This is a genomic window from Streptomyces sp. NPDC003042 (assembly GCF_053591315.1).
Genome location: NZ_JBSFTP010000002.1, coordinates 99,467 through 119,681 on the forward strand (window position 1 = coordinate 99,467; position 20,215 = coordinate 119,681).

Below are 20,215 nucleotides of genomic sequence, written 5' to 3' on the forward strand. Positions count from 1 at the left end.
ATCTACGCGGGGGCGGTCGCTTCGGCCGCCCCCGTTGCCGTACCCGCGTCCCGCTCGCGCACGACCACCGGATTCGTCTCCGGCAGCAGCGCGAAGCAGCCCAGGCTGACCAGCGCGATCCCGGTCAGGTACACCGCCACGCCCCACGGCGGACCGGAGCCGTCCGCCAGCGCCGTCGCCACGATCGGGGTCAGCGCCCCGCCCAGTACGCCGCCCAGGTTGTAGCCGACGGCCGCGCCCGTGCAGCGGATCCGCGGGGCGTACAGCTCGGGCAGGTACGCGCCCACCACCGCGAACATCGTCACCATCCCCAGCAGCGCGCCGACGAAGCCCAGCGTCATCAGCAGCGGGTCCGCCGTGCGCAGCAGCCCGACGAAGGGGAACATCCACACCACGCAGGCCGTACAGCCGGCCAGGCACAGCGGCCGCCGCCCCCAGCGGTCCCCGAGCACTGCCGCGAGCGGGGTGACCAGCCCCTTGAGCAGGACCGCCGCCATGATGCAGGCCAGCATCACGGTGCGGTCCACGCCCAGGCGCTCGGTGGCGTAGGCGAGGGACCAGGTGGTGACCGCGTAGAAGACGGCATATCCGACGGCCAGGGCCCCCGCGGTCAGCAGGAGCAGCCGCCAGTGGCCGCGTACGACCTCGGAGAGCGGTGCCTCGGCCCGGCGGCCGGTCTCGGCGAGCTCCCGGAACTGCGGGGTCTCCTCGACCGTTCGCCGCAGCCAGAGCCCGGCCAGCGCCAGCAGCCCGGCGGCCCAGAAGGGAACCCGCCAGCCCCAGGCGGTGAACTGGGCGTCGCTCAAGGTGCCGGACAGCACCAGCATCAGTCCGTTGGCCAGTAGGAAGCCCACGGCGGGGCCGATCTGCGGGAAGCTCGACCACAGGCCGCGCCGGCGTTCGGGCGCGTGCTCGGCGGTCAGGAGCACGGCCCCGCCCCACTCGCCGCCGAGCCCGAGTCCTTGCAGGAAGCGCAGCAGGAGCAGGAGCAGCGGAGCGGCGATGCCGATCGAGGCGTACGAGGGCACGCAGCCGACGGCCACCGTGGCGACGCCGGTGAGCAGCAGCGAGCCGAGCAGCACCGGACGGCGGCCGTAGCGGTCGCCGATGTGGCCGAAGACCGCCGAGCCCAGCGGGCGGGCGAGGAACCCGACGGCGAACGTGCCGAATGCGGCGAGGGTTCCGGCGAGCGGGGAGAAGGACGGGAAGAAGAGGGGGCCGAGCACCAGGGCGGCGGCCGTGCCGTAGACGAAGAAGTCGTAGAACTCGATGGCGGTGCCGGCGAGCGAGGCAGTGGCGAGGCGCAGCATCGAGGGGGAGGAGGGAGGGGAGGTGGTGGGTGAGGTGGTGGGAGAGGGGTGCTGTTGCATGGTGCAGCAACTACCCCACCCCGCACCCCCAGGACATGCGTTCGGTCATCATCGACCGGAAGGTGTGCCCCGTCCCGCGGCGTTGACCGGGATCACCACCCGCGCTCGCGCCACTCCGCCAGGTGGGGACGCTCGGCGCCGAGCGTGGTGTCGTTGCCGTGTCCCGGGTAGACCCACGTCTCGTCCGGCAGCTGCTCGAAGAGCTGGTGCTCCACGTCGTCGATCAGCCGCGCGAAGGCCTTCGGGTCGCCCCAGGTGTTGCCGACTCCGCCGGGGAAGAGGCAGTCGCCGGTGAACACGTGCGGGTGACCGTGGGGGTCGTCGTAGACCAGCGCGATCGAGCCGGGCGTGTGCCCGACCAGGTGCCGCGCGGTCAGCTCGACGCGGCCGACCCGGATCGTGTCCCCGTCCTCGACCAGGACGTCCGTGGCGACCGGGATGCCCTCGGCGTCGTAGGCGCCCGCGTACGTCCGCGCCCCCGTCGCCGCGACCACGGCCGCGAGGGCGCCCCAGTGGTCCCCGTGCCGGTGGGTCGTGACGACGGACTCGATGCCGTCGTCGCCGATCAGGCTGAGCAGCGTGTCCGCCTCGGCGGCCGCGTCGATCAGCAGCTGCGCGCCGGTGGCCCGGCAGCGCAGCAGGTACGCGTTGTTGTTCATCGAGCCCACCGCGACCTTGGAAATCATCAGGTCCGCGAGTTCGTGCACGTCGGCCGGACCGCCGACCTTGACCGCTCCGCTGTACGTCATGTGGTGATCCTAGGTGGGTCGCGGGCTGGTAGGGGTGTCACAGGCTAGAGCGGGGGAAGCTCGGGCAGCGGGCCGCCCGCGGTGGTCAGGGAGGCGCCCTTGTCGCCGCGGCCGGCCAGCCAGGCCAGCAGCCCGGCGGCGGTGCCGGACACGGTGACGGCCGGATCTCCGGCGGTGCCGGTGCGCCAGGTGCGCCCGTCGGCCGCGACGAGGGCGGTCGGCGGCACCTCGGGGCGAGCCGACCACCGGTCGGCGAGGAAGGCGATCTCGCGGCCGGTGAACTCGTCGGGGAGGTCGGCGAGCTCGTAGCCGACGTTCAGGTCGACGTGGTGGAGCTCGACCTCGACGAGCCGGCGGAAGGGCACGTTGGCCGCGAGGTCGGTGACGCCGCCGCGCAGCTCGACGGTGCGCGACCAGTCCTGGGGGGCTTCGGCGACCGCGAGGAAGCGGGCCGCGGAATCACGGACGTCCGTCAGTTGTTGTTCCAGAGTCCGGTCGGCGTCGCGCTCGATGTCCGTGTCGCGTGCGGCGGCGCTCTCGTACATGGGGCGTCCCTCGAAGACGTTCACGAGGGCGTCCGCGTTGCGCGCGAGGTGGGCCAGGACGTGGCCACGGGTCCAGCCGGGGAGATGTGACTCCTCGGTGAGGGCGGCGTTGTCCAGCTTCGCCACCGCGGTCAGCAGCCGCTCGGTGGCTTCACGTACAGATCGCAGGTCGTGCACATGATCAGTCATGGACCGAGCCTAGTCCGCTCCGGGCCTCGGCCACACGATCGGGTGAAGCGGTCTGCGGAGTGCCGTAAATCGAATGTGCGTGCTATACGCTCGGAAGCCCAGACTCCAACTCCATCGCAGAGGCGCCCCCCATACCCTGGGACGGGGGCCCCGTGCCCCCCGCTCTCTCAAGAAAGGTGCAGACCGGCGTGACCGACCGTCTCATCGTTCGTGGCGCTCGCGAGCACAATCTCAAGAACGTCTCGCTCGACCTGCCCCGCGACTCACTCATCGTCTTCACCGGACTCTCCGGCTCGGGCAAGTCCTCCCTGGCCTTCGACACGATCTTCGCCGAGGGCCAGCGCCGCTACGTCGAGTCGCTCTCCTCGTACGCCCGCCAGTTCCTCGGGCAGATGGACAAGCCCGACGTCGACTTCATCGAGGGCCTCTCCCCGGCCGTCTCGATCGACCAGAAGTCGACCTCGCGCAACCCGCGCTCGACCGTCGGCACCATCACCGAGGTCTACGACTACCTCCGCCTGCTCTTCGCCCGCATCGGGAAGCCGCACTGCCCCGAGTGCCGCCGCCCGATCACGCGGCAGTCGCCGCAGGCGATCGTCGACAAGGTGCTCGCACTGCCCGAGGGCAGCCGCTTCCAGGTGCTGTCCCCGCTGGTGCGCGAGCGCAAGGGCGAGTTCGTCGACCTCTTCGCCGATCTCCAGACCAAGGGCTACAGCCGGGCGCGGGTGGACGGGGAGACCATCCAGCTCTCCGAGCCGCCCACGCTGAAGAAGCAGGAGAAGCACACCATCGAGGTGGTCATCGACCGCCTCACGGTCAAGGACAGCGCCAAGCGCCGGCTCACCGACTCCGTCGAGACCGCGCTGGGCCTCTCCGGCGGCATGGTGATCCTGGACTTCGTCGACCTCGCCGAGGACGATCCCGAGCGCGAGCGGATGTTCTCCGAGCATCTCTACTGCCCGTACGACGACCTCTCCTTCGAGGAGCTGGAGCCACGCTCCTTCTCGTTCAACTCGCCCTTCGGCGCCTGCCCCGAGTGCACCGGTATCGGTACGCGCATGGAGGTGGACCCGGAGCTGATCATCCCGGACGAGGACAGGTCCCTGGACGAGGGCGCCGTCTCGCCGTGGTCGCTCGGCCACACCAAGGACTACTTCCAGCGGCTGATCGGCGCACTCGCCGCGGAGCTGGGCTTCCGTACGGACATCCCGTGGGCCGGGCTGCCGGCGCGTGCGAAGAAGGCCCTCCTGTACGGGCACAAGACGCAGATCGAGGTCCGCTACCGCAACCGGTACGGGCGCGAGCGGGCCTACACGACGGCCTTCGAGGGCGCCGTGCCGTTCGTCAAGCGGCGGCACGCGGAATCCGAGAGCGACACGAGCCGCGAGCGCTTCGAGGGCTACATGCGCGAGGTGCCGTGTCCGACCTGTGAGGGCACCCGGCTCAAGCCGATCGTGCTCGCCGTGACGGTGATGGAGAAGTCCATCGCCGACGTCGCCGCGATGTCGATCAGCGAGTGCGCGGAGTTCCTGGGGCGCATGCGGCTCGACGCGCGCGACAAGAAGATCGCAGAGCGGGTCCTCAAGGAGGTCAACGAGCGGCTCCGCTTCCTGGTGGACGTGGGCCTGGACTACCTCTCGCTGAACCGCGCCGCCGGCACCCTCTCGGGCGGTGAGGCCCAGCGCATCCGGCTGGCCACGCAGATCGGCTCCGGCCTGGTCGGCGTGCTGTACGTGCTGGACGAGCCGTCCATCGGCCTGCACCAGCGGGACAACCACCGGCTGATCGAGACGCTGGTGCGGCTGCGGGACATGGGCAACACGCTGATCGTCGTCGAGCACGACGAGGACACCATCAAGGTGGCCGACTGGGTCGTGGACATCGGCCCCGGCGCGGGCGAGCACGGCGGCAAGGTGGTGCACAGCGGCTCGCTGAAGGAGCTGCTGGAGAACCCCGAGTCGCTGACCGGCCAGTACCTGTCGGGCAAGCGCTCCATCGCGGTGCCGGACGTACGCCGTCCCGTGAACGGCGAGCGGAAGCTGACCGTGCACGGCGCCAAGGAGAACAACCTGCGGGACATCGACGTGTCCTTCCCGCTGGGCGTGCTCACGGCCGTCACCGGCGTCTCCGGCTCCGGCAAGTCGACCCTGGTCAACGACATCCTCTACACGCACCTGGCCCGGGAGCTGAACGGCGCCCGGTCCGTGCCCGGACGGCACACGCGGGTGGACGGCGACGACCTGGTGGACAAGGTCGTCCATGTCGACCAGTCGCCGATCGGGCGGACCCCGCGGTCCAACCCTGCGACGTACACGGGCGTCTTCGACCACGTGCGCAAGCTCTTCGCGGAGACGATGGAGGCGAAGGTGCGCGGCTACCTGCCGGGCCGCTTCTCCTTCAACGTCAAGGGCGGCCGCTGCGAGAACTGCTCCGGCGACGGCACGATCAAGATCGAGATGAACTTCCTGCCGGACGTCTACGTCCCGTGCGAGGTGTGCCACGGCGCCCGGTACAACCGCGAGACGCTGGAGGTCCACTACAAGGGCAAGTCCATCGCCGAGGTCCTGAACATGCCCATCGAGGAGGCGCTGGACTTCTTCGAGGCGGTGCCGACGATCTCGCGCCACCTGCGGACCCTGAACGAGGTGGGGCTGGGCTACGTCCGCCTCGGCCAGTCCGCGCCGACGCTGTCGGGCGGTGAGGCGCAGCGCGTGAAGCTGGCGTCCGAGCTGCAGAAGCGGCAGACGGGGCGGACGGTCTACGTGCTGGACGAGCCGACGACCGGCCTGCACTTCGAGGACATCAGCAAGCTCATCAAGGTGCTGTCGGGCCTGGTGGACAAGGGCAACTCGGTGATCGTCATCGAGCACAACATGGACGTCATCAAGACCGCCGACTGGGTCGTCGACATGGGACCCGAGGGCGGCTACGGCGGCGGTCTGGTCGTCGCGGAGGGCACCCCCGAGCAGGTCGCGTCGGTGGGCGCGAGCCACACGGGCAAGTTCCTGCGCGACATCCTGGGCGCGGACCGGGTGTCCGATGCCGGGGCGCCTCCGGCCGCGGTGAAGAAGGCCGCGGTCAAGCGGGCGGCTCCGGCGAAGAAGGCGGCTCCGGCCAAGAAGGCCGTGCGGGCACCGCGCAAGGCGTAGTCGCTGCGCTGTGGTGAGCGGGAGCGGTGAGGGGCTCGGCCGGCGGCCGGGCCCTTCGCCGTACGGCGCCGTTGCGGGGTTCCGCCGCCGAGCCCCGCGACGCGACCTCCGGACTGGGCCCGGGGATACCGCCGGCGGGGCTCGGGTCGACCGGACGCGCCGGCCGTCAGGAGGGCGTCCGCCACGCCGGCAGCGTCGGGGGCCCTGACCACGGTCGCCGCGTACCGCTCGCGGCCATCGGCTGCGCGGCATCGGGTGGCCCAGCGTGAGGGAGCACCCCTCGCCGTCCCCCAAGGCCCGACCGGTGCCGCGACGGGTATGGTCTCGGCCGGTTTGCCCGCCGCGCCCGGGCCGGGTCGTGGACCACCGCGGTGACCCCGTGGCCCGCGTCGAGCGGCGGCATCTTCATGGGTACGAGCGACGCCGCTCCGCGGGCCGCAGCCGTCATCCGGTGAGTTCGGCCGCGTACGGCGGCTCGGCGCCCGCCCGGGTGCACGTCAGCGCGGCGGCGTGGGCGGCGAAGGACAGGACGTCCGGCCAGTCCGCCGACGCCGGTTCTGTTCCCCACAGCCGGTGCAGCAGCGCCGCGTTGACCGTGTCGCCCGCGCCGATCGTGTCGACGACCGGAACGCGGCGTGCCGCCACGCTGTGCTCCGCACCCTCCGCCGTCCACACCGTCAGACCCGCCGCGCCCCGGGTGAGCACCACCGCCGACGGCCCCGCCGCCAGCCAGTCGCCGGCGCCGCCGCCCAGCCAGGCCGCGTCCTCCTCCGACAGCTTCAGGACCGACACGTACGGCAGCCAGCTCAGGAAGCGCTCCCGGTACGCGACCGGATCGGCGATCAGCGCGGGGCGGATGTTGGGGTCCAGCAGGGTCGCCAGCCCGCGCCGCGACTCCCGCCGCAGCAGCGCCTCGTAGGCGCTCGCGCCGGGCTCCAGCACCAGCGAGCAGGTGCCGAGCGCGAGGGCCCGTACGCCCGGGGGCAGCGCGGGCGGCAGGCTGAAGAGCCGGTCGGCCGTCCCCTCGACGTAGAAGCCGTACGCGGCCGAGCCGTCCCGGGTCAGCGAGGGTACGGCGAGCGTGGTCGGCTCCGGCCCGCGCTGGACCAGCGAGAGGTCCACCCCGGCGGCCCGCAGCCCGGCCAGGAGGCTCTCGCCGAAACCGTCGGCCGACACCCGGGAGCAGAAGGCGACGTCGGCCCCGAGCCGGCCGAGCGCCAGCGCCGTGTTGTACGGTCCGCCGCCGGCCCGGGGCACCAGCGCGCCCGGCGGCTCCGCGACGGGCACCAGGTCGATCAGGGCTTCACCACCGACGACGATCACGCGGGGAAGCTACCCCATCGGGCGCCGGTATCGTCGGGTGGGCCCAGCCCCCTCGTGCCCAGGAGAACCGCATGTCCGCGTCGCAGTCGGCCGCCCGCCGTACCGTCCTCAAGAGCGCCGCCGCGCTCGCCGGGGCCGTCGGCACCGGAGGGACACTGGCGGCCTGCTCCACCGCCACCAACAGCGGAGGCAGCACCCCCGCGACGCCCACGGCCCCGGTGGAACTGGGCGCGGTGGGCGACGTGCCCGTCGGCGGCTCGAAGCTGTTCCGGGAGCGGAAGGTCGTCGTCACGTGCCCGGCGGAGGGCCAGTACAAGGCCTTCAGCGCCCAGTGCACGCATGCCGGCTGCGTCCTGGACAAGATCGTCGAGGGGCAGGGCAACTGCCCCTGCCACGGCAGCCGCTTCGATCTGCGGACCGGCCAGGCGCTGCGCGGCCCCGCCACGGACCCGCTGCCCGCGGTCCCGGTCAAGGCCGAGAACGGCAAGCTGATCGCGGGCTAGCGCCCTCCGGAGCCGGAGCTACTCCCAGTCCCAGGAGATCCCGAGGATCCCGCGCCGGACCTCCTGCTCCACCAGGTGGACGGCCCGGTGGCGGCCGCTCGGGGTCAGGTCGGCGAAGCCGGTGCGCGGGGCCTGCGGACCCGTACGGGCGAAGCGGCGGCAGCGCACCGGCAGGGCCGCCTCGTCGAAGCGGACCTGGAGCATGTACAGGCCGCCCGCGTAGCTGAAACCGCGCACGTACTCCGCGCTGCGCGCACCCGTGCCGTCCTCGACGCCGTAGCCGAAGACGTACGTGTCCCCGCGCCGCAGCCGCGCGTCGAAGAGCAGCTCCGCCACCACCACCCCGGCCTCCGGATGACAGCGCACCCGACCGGTGCGGCAGTTCTCGTACGCGGTCACCTCCACGCGCGTCGGGTCGCAGCCCGGATCGCCGTGGTGGATGGCGAGGTAGCGGTCCACCCCGTCGCGGTGGGCCCGGACGATCTGCTGCGAGGTACGGCCGCGCAGCTCGCCGGCCGCCCCGATGCGGACCCGCTCGTGATGGCCGACCGAGTGCAGCCCGCCGTCCGCCGGGAGTTCCATGCCGTTCAGCAGCTGCTCCACCGCTGCCCCGACGCTCACCAGCGCCCGGTACGAGCGGGAGGCCGGGCGGCCGGTCCAGGCCGCGCCCTCGGGGTGGGTCAGCAGGCGCAGGAGGGCGCCGTCCGGCAGCTCCAAGATCTGCTCCAGGGCGGCGACGGCCCGCAGGGACTCCGGGTGGCGCGGACGCCGGGCGCCCTGCTGCCAGTAACTGAGGCTGGTGACACCGACCTTGATGCCGCGGGCCGCGAGCCGGTGCTGTATCCGATGCAGGGGCAGGCCGCGCGCGGCGAGGGCGGCGCGCAGGGCGAGATGGAAGGGGCCGCCGCGCAGGAGTTGTCCGAGTTCCGTCTTGTCGCCGGTCGGCCGCATGGCGACTCCCTCTGTGAACATTCACAGCGCCGACGTGGGGGCCGGGCCGGTGGTGCCGGGGGGACCAGGTGGAAACGACAGCAACCGTTCACACCACAGCCCCACCGTTCACATTGCAATGTCACCGCGTATTGAAGCGTGTTGACCTGATCGCGACAACTCCCTGATGCTCCTCCACAGCGTCCGGACGCGCTCCTCCACCCCCCACTCCCCACCTCGGGAGGAACGCGATGCGCAACAAGAACCGACGGCCATCCCTCGCCGCCTTCATCTCGGCCCTGCTCCTCGTCCTGACCACGGGCGCCGGCACCGCCACCGCCGCCGTGGCCGGACCCGACTCCGAAAGCGCGGCCCTCGCCTACAAGCGCCTGGACATCACCATGCAGGCGCAGCAGAAGACCAACTGGTGCTGGGCCGCGGGCGGCAACACCATAGCCACCTGGTTCGGCCGGAACTACAGCCAGAACCAGTTCTGCAACGCCGCCTTCAACCGTCAGCAGGGCACCGAATGCCCCAACAACCAGGCCACCCTGGGCAACGTCCAGAACGGTCTGCGCTGGGCGGGCATCAACGCCGGCAGCTACGTGAACGGCTGGCTCCAGTACTCCACCGTGCAGAGCGAGATCAACGCCAACCGCCCCATCGAGACCCGGATCCAGTGGTCCAACGGCGGTGGCCACATGCACGTGATCTACGGCTACGACACCGCCAACAGCTGGGTCTACTGGGGAGACCCGTGGCCCTCCAGCGACCGCTACAACTGGGCCTCCCACGCCTGGTACGTGAACAACAACACCTTCTCCTGGACCCACTCCCTCTACAGGATCGGGGCGTGACCGCCATGACCCCCGTGCCCCCCACCCCGCGCGCGGCCGCCGCCGCGACGGTCCTCGCCGCCGTCGCCGTACTCGCCCTCGGCGGGACGGCCGCCGCGGCCCCCGTGCCGCAGCCCCAGCCGCAGCCGCAGGCCGCCACCGCCGAGACCCGGGCGGCCGCCCACGCGGCCGCCGCCGCCCCCGACACCCTGGCCACCCTCTCCCGGTTCTTCGCCCGCGAGGGCAAGGTGTCGCTGACCGCCGCGCAGCCCCGCATCGAGGGCGAGGCCGTCCCCGTCCACTACCTCTCCCCCGACTTCGTCGCGGGCCAGGCCGGGGCCCCCGTCGCCCGACTGGAGTTCCTCGCCAGCAAGGCCGTCTCCTCCGACGGGCAGCAGGCGGCGCTGTGGACCGCGCGGACGGAGGCCGGCTGGCAGGTGGTGAACATCGCCACCGGCGACGACGAATTCCGCTACGCCCAGCTCGGCGCCGCGAAGCTGCCGGGCGGCACGGTGTTCCGGGAACCGCAGACCGACGCGTGGTACGTCGCCCAGGGCGGGCAGGTGCTGCCGCTGGACGAGGACGCCGTTCGGGCCGTGGGCGAGCGGGGGACGAGCCTCGCCGCGTATCGCGTCCGCGTGGTCAAGGAGTACGGGGACAAGCTTCCCGGCTCCGGCTACGCCAAGGGTGGGAAGGCGGGTGGGTTCGCCGCCGCCGGCTCCGCCGATCCCGATCCCGATGCCGCGGTTCCCGTGAGCCTGGTGGGCGGAGGGCTCGCGGTCATGCTCGGGGCCGTCGGGGCCGTGGGCCTGCGGTGGTCCCGTCGCCGCCGCCGCACCGCTGCCGCGGCGTAACCCCTGACCCGCAGCGCCCGGCCACCGCCAGGGGCCGGGCCCTGCGGGGCTGTCCCCTCCCCGCCCTTCCCCCGTTCCCCGCCCTTCCCCCGTTCCCCGGGCTCCGCCCCGGACCCGCGCCTCAAACGCCGGCGAGGCTGAAAGACCTGGGGCTCCGCCCCGGACCCGCGCCTCAAACGCCGGCGAGGCTGGGTGGGCGGCGAGGCACTGTCCGGGACCGGGGCTTCGGGCCGAGGCGTGGCCCCCCGCCGGAGGCGGACGGGTACGGTTCGTTGTCCTTGCGCGCCAGTAGGGTGTTGGCATGGCCGACCCTTCCAGCTACCGTCCCAAGCCGGGACAGGTCCCCGACTCTCCCGGGGTCTACAAGTTCCGCGACGAGCACCGTCGGGTGATCTACGTCGGGAAGGCCAAGAGCCTGCGCCAGCGCCTGGCCAGCTACTTCCAGGACGTCGCGAACCTGCATCCGCGTACCGCCACCATGGTCACCACGGCCGCCGCCGTCGAGTGGACCGTGGTGTCGACCGAGGTCGAGGCGCTCCAGCTCGAATACTCCTGGATCAAGGAGTACGACCCCCGGTTCAACGTCAAGTACCGGGACGACAAGAGCTACCCCTCCCTCGCCGTCACGATGAACGAGCAGTACCCCCGCGTCCAGGTCATGCGCGGCCCCAAGAAGAAGGGCGTGCGCTACTTCGGCCCGTACGGGCACGCCTGGGCCATCCGCGAGACCGTCGACCTGATGCTGCGGGTCTTCCCCGTGCGCACCTGCTCCGCCGGGGTCTTCAAGCGCTCCGAGCAGATCGGCCGTCCCTGCCTGCTCGGCTACATCGGCAAGTGCTCCGCGCCCTGCGTCGGCCGCGTCACCCCCGAGGAGCACCGCGAACTGGCCGAGGACTTCTGCGACTTCATGGCCGGCCGCACCGGCACCTACCTCTCCCGCCTCGAACAGCAGATGCGCGAGGCGGCCGAGGAGATGGAGTACGAGAAGGCGGCCCGGCTGCGTGACGACATAGGGGCCCTGCGCCGGGCCATGGAGAAGAACGCCGTCGTGCTCGCCGACGCCACCGACGCCGACCTGATCGCGGTCGCGGAGGACGAGCTCGAAGCGGCCGTGCAGATCTTCCACGTCCGCGGCGGGCGGGTCCGGGGCCAGCGCGGCTGGGTCACCGACAAGGTCGAGGCCGTGGACACGGCGGGGCTCGTCGAGCACGCCCTCCAGCAGTTGTACGGGGAGGAGCAGGGCGAGGCGGTCCCCAAGGAGGTGCTGGTTCCGGCGCTTCCCGAGGACACGCCCGCTCTGGGCGAGTGGCTCGCCGAGAGGCGCGGGTCGAACGTCAACCTGCGCATTCCGCAGCGCGGGGACAAGAAGGCGCTGATGGAGACCGTCCACCGCAACGCCCTGCAGTCCCTCGCCCTGCACAAGACCAAGCGCGCCGCCGACCTCACCACCCGCTCCCGGGCCCTGGAGGAGATCGCCGAGGCCCTGGAGCTGGACAGCGCGCCGCTGCGCATCGAGTGCTTCGACATCTCGCACCTCCAGGGCGACGACGTCGTGGCGTCCATGGTCGTCTTCGAGGACGGGCTCGCCCGCAAGAGCGAGTACCGGCGCTTCCAGATCAAGTCGCATCTGGGGCAGGACGACGTCCGCTCCATGCACGAGGTGGTCTCCCGGCGTTTTCGCCGCTACCTCCAGGAGAAGACGAAGACGGGGGAGTGGGTCGAGGAGGACGGCGCGGGAGAGGTGCCCGAGGACGACGGGCGCCCCAAGCGCTTCGCGTACCCGCCGCAGCTCGTCGTGGTCGACGGCGGCCGGCCGCAGGTCGCCGCCGCCAAGCGCGCCCTGGAGGAGCTCGGCGTCGACGACGTGGCCGTGTGCGGGCTGGCCAAGCGGCTGGAGGAGGTCTGGGTGCCCGGCGAGGACGACCCCGTCGTGCTGCCCCGCACCAGCGAGGGCCTCTACCTGCTCCAGCGGGTGCGTGACGAAGCCCACCGGTTCGCCATCCAGTACCAGCGGGCCAAGCGCGGCAAGCGCCTGAAGGCCGGCCCCCTGGACGAGGTGCCCGGTCTCGGCGAGAGCCGCAGGCTGGCCCTGGTCAAACACTTCGGTTCGGTGAAAAGGCTGAGACAGGCCACAATCGATCAGATCTGTGAGGTCCCGGGCATAGGCCGCAAGACGGCCGAGACCGTGGTCGCGGCCCTCGCCGAGGCCGTTCCCGCTGGTCCTGCCGTCAACACGGCGACAGGAGAGATCATGGAGGACGAGGCACCCGCGTCGGCGGGGGCACCGTCCGAACGGGGGACCGAGCAATGACCGAGCACGAGTCCGAGCACGAGCACGAGTCCGAGCAGTCCGAGCAGTCCGAGCAGACCGAGTACGACCGAGACGGAGCACAGGTGAGTACGGGCACGACAGTGGAGCCCGGCGACAACGCCGAGGTCGCCATCCCCGAGCTGGTGATCATCTCCGGGATGTCCGGGGCCGGCCGCAGTACGGCGGCCAAGTGCCTGGAGGACCTCGGCTGGTTCGTCGTCGACAACCTCCCGCCGGCGCTGATCCCCACGATGGTGGAACTCGGCGCCCGCTCCCAGGGCAACGTGGCGCGCATCGCCGTCGTCGTCGATGTCCGCGGCCGCCAGTTCTTCGACGCGCTGCGCGAGTCGCTCGCCGACCTGGAGGCCCGCGGGGTCACCCGGCGCATCGTCTTCCTGGAGTCCTCCGACGACGCGCTGGTCCGCCGCTTCGAGTCGGTGCGCCGCCCGCACCCCCTCCAGGGCGACGGCCGCATCGTCGACGGCATCGCGGCCGAGCGTGACCTGCTGCGCGAGCTGCGCGGCGACGCCGACCTGGTCATCGACACCTCCAGCCTCAACGTGCACGAGCTGCGCGCGAAGATGGACGCCCAGTTCGCGGGCGACGAGGAGCCCGAGCTGCGGGCCACCGTCATGTCCTTCGGCTACAAGTACGGCCTCCCCGTCGACGCCGACCTCGTCGTCGACTGCCGCTTCATCCCCAACCCGCACTGGGTCCCCGAGCTGCGCCCCTTCACCGGACTCAACGAGGAGGTGTCGGGCTACGTCTTCAGCCAGCCCGGCGCCAAGGAGTTCCTCGACCGCTACACCGAGCTGCTCCAGCTCATCGCCACCGGCTACCGCCGCGAGGGCAAGCGGTACGTGACCATCGCGGTCGGCTGCACGGGCGGCAAGCACCGCAGCGTGGCCATGTCCGAGAAGCTCGCCGCCCGCCTGGCGTCCGAGGGAGTCGAGACCGTCGTCGTCCACCGGGACATGGGGCGGGAGTGACCGGACGGACCCTGCGACTGCGCCGCCTGCGCCGCTTCGCCCCCGAAGGGGGAGAGGACGGCGCGGGCCGCGCCGGCCGCCGAGGCGCGGCACGCAAGGTGGTCGCCCCCAAGGTCGTCGCCCTGGGCGGCGGCATGGGGCTGTCGGCCTCCCTCGCCGCGCTGCGCCGCATCACCGGTGAGCTCACCGCCGTCGTCACCGTCGCCGACGACGGCGGCTCCAGCGGCCGGCTCCGGGAGGAGCTGGGCGTGCTGCCCCCCGGTGACCTGCGCAAGGCGCTGGCCGCGCTGTGCGGGGACGACGAATGGGGCCAGACCTGGGCCCGCGTCATCCAGCACCGCTTCCAGTCCCGGGGCGACCTGCACGAGCACGCGGTCGGCAATCTGCTGATCGTCGCCCTGTGGGAGCAGCTGGGCGACCCCGTCCAGGCGCTGGACCTGGTCGGCAAGCTGCTGGGCGCGCACGGCCGGGTCCTGCCGATGTCGGCGGTGCCGCTGGAGCTCCAGGCGCTGGTCAAGGGCCACGATCCGGCTCGCCCGGAGGACGTGGACACCGTCCGGGGGCAGGCCACGGTGGCCCTGACGCCGGGCGAGGTGCTCTCCGTACAGGTGGTGCCGAGCGACCCGCCGGCCGTGCCGGAGGCGGTCGCCGCGGTGCTCGACGCCGACTGGGTCGTGCTCGGTCCGGGGTCCTGGTTCTCCTCCGTCATCCCGCACCTGCTGGTGCCGCAACTGCTCGACGCGCTGGTCCAGACGAAGGCCCGGCGGGTCCTCTCGCTGAACCTCGCTCCGCAGCCCGGAGAAACAGAGGGCTTCTCTCCGCAGCGTCATTTGGAGGTTTTGGCCCGACACGCCCCTAAACTCGCCCTGGACGTGGTGCTGGCCGACGAGGCCGCCGTGCCCGACCGCGAGTCCCTCGCCCATGCCGCAAAACGGTTCGGTGCCGCGGTCGAGCTGGCGCCGGTGGCCAGACTGGACGGCTCTCCGAAGCACGACCCGGAGCTGCTGGCCGCCGCGTACGACCGTATTTTTCGGATGCATGGAAGGATCGGCCCATGGCGATGACGCCCGCGGTGAAGGATGAGATCTCCCGCCTGCCCGTCACCCGGACCTGCTGCAGGAAGGCTGAGGTCTCGGCGATTCTTCGGTTCGCGGGCGGGTTGCACCTCGTGAGCGGCCGCATCGTCATCGAGGCGGAGCTGGACACCGGAGTCGCCGCCCGGCGGCTGCGCAAGGACATCCTGGAGATCTTCGGCCACTCCTCCGACCTGGTGGTGATGGCCCCGGGCGGACTGCGCCGGGGCAGCCGCTTCGTGGTGCGGGTCGTGGCGGGCGGGGACCAGCTGGCCCGCCAGACGGGTCTCGTGGACGGCCGCGGCCGGCCCATCCGCGGTCTTCCCCCGCAGGTGGTCTCCGGGGCCACCTGTGACGCGGAGGCCGCCTGGCGCGGCGCCTTCCTGGCCCACGGCTCGCTCACCGAGCCGGGCCGCTCCTCCTCCCTGGAGGTCACCTGCCCGGGTCCGGAAGCCGCCCTGGCCCTGGTGGGCGCCGCCCGCCGGCTCTCGATCGCCGCCAAGGCGCGCGAGGTGCGCGGCGTGGACCGGGTCGTGGTCCGCGACGGCGACGCGATCGGGGCCCTGCTGACCCGCCTAGGCGCCCACGACTCGGTGCTGGCCTGGGAGGAGCGGCGGATGCGGCGCGAGGTGCGCGCCACCGCCAACCGCCTCGCCAACTTCGACGACGCCAACCTGCGCCGCTCCGCGCGGGCCGCGGTGGCCGCCGGAGCCCGGGTGCAGCGCGCGCTGGAGATCCTCGGCGAGGAGGTCCCCGAGCACCTCGCCGCGGCCGGCCGGCTGCGCATGGAGCACAAGCAGGCCTCCCTGGAGGAGCTGGGCGCCCTCGCCGACCCGCCGCTGACGAAGGACGCGGTCGCGGGCCGGATCCGGCGCCTGCTGGCGATGGCCGACAAGCGGGCCCAGGACCTCGGCATCCCGGGCACGGAGTGCAACCTCGACCTCAGCGAGGAGCTGGCCGACAACATGGCCGGCTGATTCGGCCCCTCGGGCCATCCCCCCGGCCAGACCCGGCGCTACTCCGGAAGGGGTCCGCACGCTCACCCGTGCGGGCCCCTTCCGGCCGTGTCGCCCCCAGGGCCCATTGACATGGGCATGGACTCCTCGTGAGCCTGTCGTCCGAAGCTTTCGTGGCAGACGACCCCCAGGGGGGCACATGAGGCACCGCGCGAGAACGATCCTCGCCGCAAGCGCATTCGTCTTCGCAACCGCACTGGCCGCGTTACCCGCCGCAGCCCAGGACCGGCCCCCGTCCGACGCCGCACCCGGCGCCGACGAGGTACGGGTCTACGACGCCGACATCACCCGCGAGCAGGTCCCGCTCGTCCTCGCCGCCGGGCAGGACGCCCACGAACTCACCGAACAGGCCCCCGAGACGGGGACCGCCCGCGTCGAGCTCTTCCTCACCGGCGGCCAGGCGAAGCAGCTCGCCGCCCAGGGCGTCACCCTCGCCGAGCGCAAGATCCCCGCCCAGGGGCTCGCCCGCGCCAAGGCCGCCGGGGACGGGGTCTTCCGCCCGTACAGCGGCAAGGGCGGCCTCCAGGAGGAGATCCTGCGGACCGCGCGGGAGAACCCGTCGCTCACCAAGGTCGTCTCCCTCGGCAAGACCGTCCAGGGCAAGGACATCCTCGCCGTCAAGGTCACCAAGGACGCGAAGAGGACCAAGGACGGCGACAAACCGTCCGTGCTCTACATGTCGAACCAGCACGCCCGCGAGTGGATCACCCCCGAGATGACCCGGCGGCTGATGCACCACACCCTCGACGGCTACGGCAGGGACGCGCGGATCACCAAGCTGGTGGACTCCACCGAGCTGTGGTTCCTCATCTCCGCCAACCCCGACGGGTACGACCACACCTTCTCCGCCGACAGCGCCCGGCTGTGGCGCAAGAACCTGCGCGACAACAACGGCGACGGCAAGATCACCACCGGCGACGGCGTCGACCTCAACCGCAACTTCGCCTACAAGTGGGGCTACGACAACGAGGGCTCCTCGCCCAACCGGTCGAGCGAGACCTACCGCGGCCCCGCGGCCTCCTCCGAACCCGAGACCGTCGCCCTCGACGCCTTCCAGAAGCGCATCGGCTTCGAGTACGCCGTCAACTACCACTCCGCCGCCGAGCTGATCCTCTACGGAGTGGGCTGGCAGGTGGCCACCCCGACCCCGGACGACGTGGCCTACAAGGCGCTCGCAGGCACCCCCGAGAACCCCGCGGTCCCCGGCTACCACCCGCAGGTCTCCTCCGAGCTGTACACGACCAACGGCGAAGCCGACGGGCACGCGGCCAACGCCAACGGCATCATGATGTTCACCCCCGAGATGACCACCTGCCAGACGGCCTCCGCGAGCGACCCGAACGACCAGTGGAAGCCCGAGGACTGCGCCTCCGGCTTCAACTTCCCGGATGACGAGAAGCTCATCCAGGGCGAATTCGCCAAGAACATCCCCTTCGCGCTCTCCGTCGGCGACAGCGCCGCGCACCCCGACCGGCCGGCGTCCGCCGTCGGTCTGAGCGCGGCCGACTTCACCCCGGACCCCTTCACCACCTCCTACGCCCCACGCGGTGAGGACCAGACGGTCTCCGTCACCGCCCGCAAGGCGCTGCGCGACAAGGAGCTCAAGTACCGCGTCAACGGCGGCCGCACGCACGACGAGGACCTGGAGGCCTGGAAGGGCGGCGAGGTCTACGGCGGCGAGGACAACAACTGGTTCGACGAGTACCGCGCCGAGGTCGAGGGCGCGCGGCCCGGCGACCGGGTCGAGGTCTGGTTCACCGGCCGGGACCGCTCCGGTGGACAGGTCTCCAGCGAGCACTTCACGTACACGGTCGCCGAACGGCCACGGGCGGACGTCCTCGTCATCGCCGAGGAGGGCGCGACGGCGCGGCACGCCCAGACCTACGTCGACGCGCTGCGCGCCAACGGGAAGTCCGCGGCGGTCTGGGACGTGGCCGCGCAGGGCGTCCCGCACCGCCTGGGGGTGCTCTCCCACTTCCGTACGGCCGTCCACTACACCGGGGCCAAGACCCCCGGCGGCGCCACCCAGCTGGCCGTACGCGCCTTCCTCAACGAGGGCGGCAAGCTGATCGAGGCCGGTGAGCTGGCAGGCGGAAACGCCCAGGTCGGCCGGGCCGTGACCAACGACTTCAGCCAGTACTGGCTCGGCGCCTACGGGCGGGCCGCGGCCGGCGTGCCCACCGGCTTCGCCGGCGCCGGCGCCCTCGGCGGCGCCACGGGCGCTCTCGGGGACGCGGCGGGCAACCCGCTGAACGCCCCGGGGGCCTACACCGTGACCTCCGACACCCTGCCGCCGGCGCAGTTCCCGCAGTTCAAGAGCGCGCAGGCGGGCCGGTACACGGGGGTCGTGAACCCGTACGCCCCCTACGCGGGCAGCGGGATGGCCGCGGCGACCCACGAGGACGACGACTGGAGGCGGCTCACGCGCACCATCGACCTGACCGGGGTGAGCGCCGCCGACAAGCCGCAGCTGAAGACGGCCCTCAACTGGAACACCGAGGAGGGCTACGACCACGCCGTCCTGGAAGCCCGTACGGCCGGCGGGGACGACTGGACCACACTGGCGGACCAGGGCGGGCTGAGCTCCGCCACGGTCCCGGTGGAGTGCGAGGCCGGGTTCTTCATGAACGGCCATCCCTTCCTGCGCCGTTACCTCACCCTGGAGGCCGCGGGCTGCACCCCGCGGGGCACCAGCGGCGCCTGGAACAGCTTCACCGGCTCCTCCGGCGGCTGGAAGCAGGTCTCCTTCGACCTGAGCGCCTACGCGGGCAGGACCGTCGAGGTCTCTCTGGCGTACATCACCGACCCCGGGTCGGGCGGCCGCGGGGTCTTCGCGGACGAGGCACGGGTGTCGGTGGGCGGGGCGGACCAGGCCGTCGAGGGCTTCGAGACCTCGCTCGGCGTCTGGGCCGTCCAGGGCGCACCTGCCGGAAGCCCCGATGTTCCGGGCGATTGGTCCAGGACCGGAGAGCTGTTCACGTCCTATGCCTCGATCACTACCGGTGACACCGTGCTCCTCGGTTTCGGCCTCGAACACGTGCCGGCCGCGGCGGACCGAGCCGTACTCGTCGGTAAGGCCCTGAGATCCCTGCACCACTGACCGGCGGACCCCCCGTCGCTCACTCTGGGTGACGGGGGGCGAAGTGCCCGACGTCCCCGTGTCGAGTGCTTGGTACAGGGGAAGAAGGCGTGTCAGGCCCTGGCCGATGTCACCCAGAAGCTCACGGAGAGGTAGGGTCATAAGCGGTCGGGGACATCCCATACAGCTCGCCGGCGCAGTAGACCGGCGCACCAACGAGGAGATCGGTTCGTGACGATCCGCGTAGGCATCAACGGTTTTGGCCGAATTGGCCGCAACTACTTCCGTGCGCTCCTGGAGCAGGGAGCGGACATCGAGATCGTCGGTGTCAACGACCTGACTGACAACGCGACCCTGGTGCACCTGCTCAAGTACGACACCATCCTGGGTCGCCTCAAGCAAGACGTCAGCCACACCACCGACAGCATCACCGTCGGCAGTCAGACCTTCAAGACCTTCGCCGAGCGCGACCCCGCGAACCTCCCCTGGGGTGAGCTGGGCGCCGACATCGTCATCGAGTCGACCGGCATCTTCACGAAGAAGGCCGACGCCGCCAAGCACATCGCCGCCGGCGCGAAGAAGGTCCTCATCTCGGCTCCGGCCAAGGACGAGGACATCACCATCGTGATGGGCGTCAACCAGGACAAGTACGACGCGGCCAACCACCACGTCATCTCCAACGCCTCCTGCACCACCAACTGCGTGGCGCCGATGGCCAAGGTCCTCGACGAGAGCTTCGGCATCGTCAAGGGCATGATGACGACGGTCCACGCGTACACGAACGACCAGCGCATCCTCGACTTCCCGCACTCGGACCTGCGCCGCGCCCGCGCCGCCGCCGAGAACATCATCCCGACCTCCACCGGTGCCGCCAAGGCCACCGCGCTGGTCCTCCCGCAGCTCAAGGGCAAGCTGGACGGCATCGCCATGCGCGTCCCGGTCCCGACCGGCTCGGTCACCGACCTGGTGCTGGAGCTCTCCCGCGAGACCACCGTGGAAGAGATCAACGCCGCGTTCCAGAAGGCCGCCCAGGGCCAGCTCAAGGGCATCCTCGACTACACCGAGGACGCGATCGTCTCCTCGGACATCGTCAACTGGCCGGCCTCCTGTACCTTCGACTCCTCCCTGACCATGGTTCAGGGCGGTACGCAGGCCAAGGTCGTCGGCTGGTACGACAACGAGTGGGGCTACTCCAACCGCCTCGTCGACCTCACCGTCTTCGTCGGCGGCCAGCTCTAAGCACGCAGGGCAAGGCACCACGATGTGAGGCACAGGGTCCGGGCAGCGCGACGAAGCGCC

The 20,215-nt window shown here is 71.7% G+C and carries 15 protein-coding genes; 10 read left to right on the forward strand and 5 right to left on the reverse strand.

What is annotated here, in order from left to right; translation table 11 throughout:
- Positions 1 to 2: 2 nt before the first annotated feature.
- From ACWDYJ_RS01775 to ACWDYJ_RS01785, 3 genes are all read right to left on the reverse strand, one after another.
- The gene (locus ACWDYJ_RS01775; protein WP_451563450.1) at positions 3 to 1,370 is read right to left on the reverse strand and encodes an MFS transporter; all 1,368 of its coding nucleotides are present in this window, start codon (positions 1,368 to 1,370) and stop codon (positions 3 to 5) included.
- 92 nt (positions 1,371 to 1,462) lie between these two features.
- Positions 1,463 to 2,119: an MBL fold metallo-hydrolase gene (locus tag ACWDYJ_RS01780; RefSeq protein ID WP_451563451.1), complete on the reverse strand. Its 657-nt coding sequence runs from the start codon at positions 2,117 to 2,119 to the stop codon at positions 1,463 to 1,465.
- Positions 2,120 to 2,163: 44 nt separating this feature from the next.
- Entirely contained in the window at positions 2,164 to 2,853 is a 690-nt protein-coding gene (locus ACWDYJ_RS01785; protein WP_451563452.1) for a maleylpyruvate isomerase family mycothiol-dependent enzyme, read from the reverse strand.
- A gap of 188 nt (positions 2,854 to 3,041) precedes the next feature.
- On the opposite strand from ACWDYJ_RS01785, the gene uvrA reads away from it, so the two are divergent.
- The gene (uvrA, locus tag ACWDYJ_RS01790; RefSeq protein ID WP_451563453.1) at positions 3,042 to 6,002 is read left to right on the forward strand and encodes an excinuclease ABC subunit UvrA; all 2,961 of its coding nucleotides are present in this window, start codon (positions 3,042 to 3,044) and stop codon (positions 6,000 to 6,002) included.
- A 444-nt stretch (positions 6,003 to 6,446) separates the two neighbouring features.
- Here uvrA and ACWDYJ_RS01795 read toward each other — a convergent pair whose 3' ends face one another.
- Positions 6,447 to 7,325, reverse strand: a complete 879-nt coding sequence (locus ACWDYJ_RS01795; protein ID WP_451563454.1) for a carbohydrate kinase family protein — start codon at positions 7,323 to 7,325, stop codon at positions 6,447 to 6,449.
- 71 nt (positions 7,326 to 7,396) lie between these two features.
- Here ACWDYJ_RS01795 and ACWDYJ_RS01800 point away from each other — a divergent pair, with 71 nt between their 5' ends.
- The gene (locus tag ACWDYJ_RS01800; RefSeq protein WP_451563455.1) at positions 7,397 to 7,828 is read left to right on the forward strand and encodes a Rieske 2Fe-2S domain-containing protein; all 432 of its coding nucleotides are present in this window, start codon (positions 7,397 to 7,399) and stop codon (positions 7,826 to 7,828) included.
- 18 nt (positions 7,829 to 7,846) lie between these two features.
- Here ACWDYJ_RS01800 and ACWDYJ_RS01805 read toward each other — a convergent pair whose 3' ends face one another.
- Complete coding sequence (locus ACWDYJ_RS01805; protein WP_451563456.1) at positions 7,847 to 8,779, reverse strand: hypothetical protein; 933 nt, start codon at positions 8,777 to 8,779, stop codon at positions 7,847 to 7,849.
- 230 nt (positions 8,780 to 9,009) lie between these two features.
- On the opposite strand from ACWDYJ_RS01805, the gene ACWDYJ_RS01810 reads away from it, so the two are divergent.
- The 8 genes from ACWDYJ_RS01810 (at position 9,010) to gap (ending at position 20,155) form a co-directional block, all read left to right on the forward strand.
- On the forward strand, positions 9,010 to 9,615 hold the full coding sequence (locus ACWDYJ_RS01810; protein WP_451563457.1) for a papain-like cysteine protease family protein: 606 nt from the start codon (positions 9,010 to 9,012) through the stop codon (positions 9,613 to 9,615).
- A 5-nt stretch (positions 9,616 to 9,620) separates the two neighbouring features.
- On the forward strand, positions 9,621 to 10,448 hold the full coding sequence (locus ACWDYJ_RS01815; protein WP_451563577.1) for a hypothetical protein: 828 nt from the start codon (positions 9,621 to 9,623) through the stop codon (positions 10,446 to 10,448).
- A 301-nt stretch (positions 10,449 to 10,749) separates the two neighbouring features.
- Positions 10,750 to 12,759 carry an excinuclease ABC subunit UvrC gene (gene uvrC, locus ACWDYJ_RS01820; RefSeq protein ID WP_451563458.1) on the forward strand — a complete coding sequence of 670 codons (2,010 nt, stop codon included), beginning with the start codon at positions 10,750 to 10,752 and terminating at the stop codon, positions 12,757 to 12,759.
- A complete protein-coding gene (gene rapZ / locus ACWDYJ_RS01825) occupies positions 12,756 to 13,748 on the forward strand; it encodes an RNase adapter RapZ (RefSeq protein WP_451563459.1) in 993 nt (330 codons plus the stop codon). Before uvrC ends, rapZ begins: the two co-directional genes overlap by 4 nt.
- Positions 13,745 to 14,812 carry a gluconeogenesis factor YvcK family protein gene (locus ACWDYJ_RS01830; RefSeq protein ID WP_451563460.1) on the forward strand — a complete coding sequence of 356 codons (1,068 nt, stop codon included), beginning with the start codon at positions 13,745 to 13,747 and terminating at the stop codon, positions 14,810 to 14,812. Before rapZ ends, ACWDYJ_RS01830 begins: the two co-directional genes overlap by 4 nt.
- Positions 14,803 to 15,798, forward strand: coding sequence for a DNA-binding protein WhiA (gene whiA / locus ACWDYJ_RS01835; protein WP_451563461.1), 996 nt, complete (start codon positions 14,803 to 14,805; stop codon positions 15,796 to 15,798). Before ACWDYJ_RS01830 ends, whiA begins: the two co-directional genes overlap by 10 nt.
- 178 nt (positions 15,799 to 15,976) lie before the next feature.
- Positions 15,977 to 18,937 (forward strand): M14 family zinc carboxypeptidase, encoded by a 2,961-nt coding sequence (locus ACWDYJ_RS01840; protein ID WP_451563462.1) that lies wholly within the window; start codon positions 15,977 to 15,979, stop codon positions 18,935 to 18,937.
- 210 nt (positions 18,938 to 19,147) lie between these two features.
- On the forward strand, positions 19,148 to 20,155 hold the full coding sequence (gap, locus tag ACWDYJ_RS01845) for a type I glyceraldehyde-3-phosphate dehydrogenase (protein WP_451563463.1): 1,008 nt from the start codon (positions 19,148 to 19,150) through the stop codon (positions 20,153 to 20,155).
- Positions 20,156 to 20,215 lie beyond the last annotated feature (60 nt).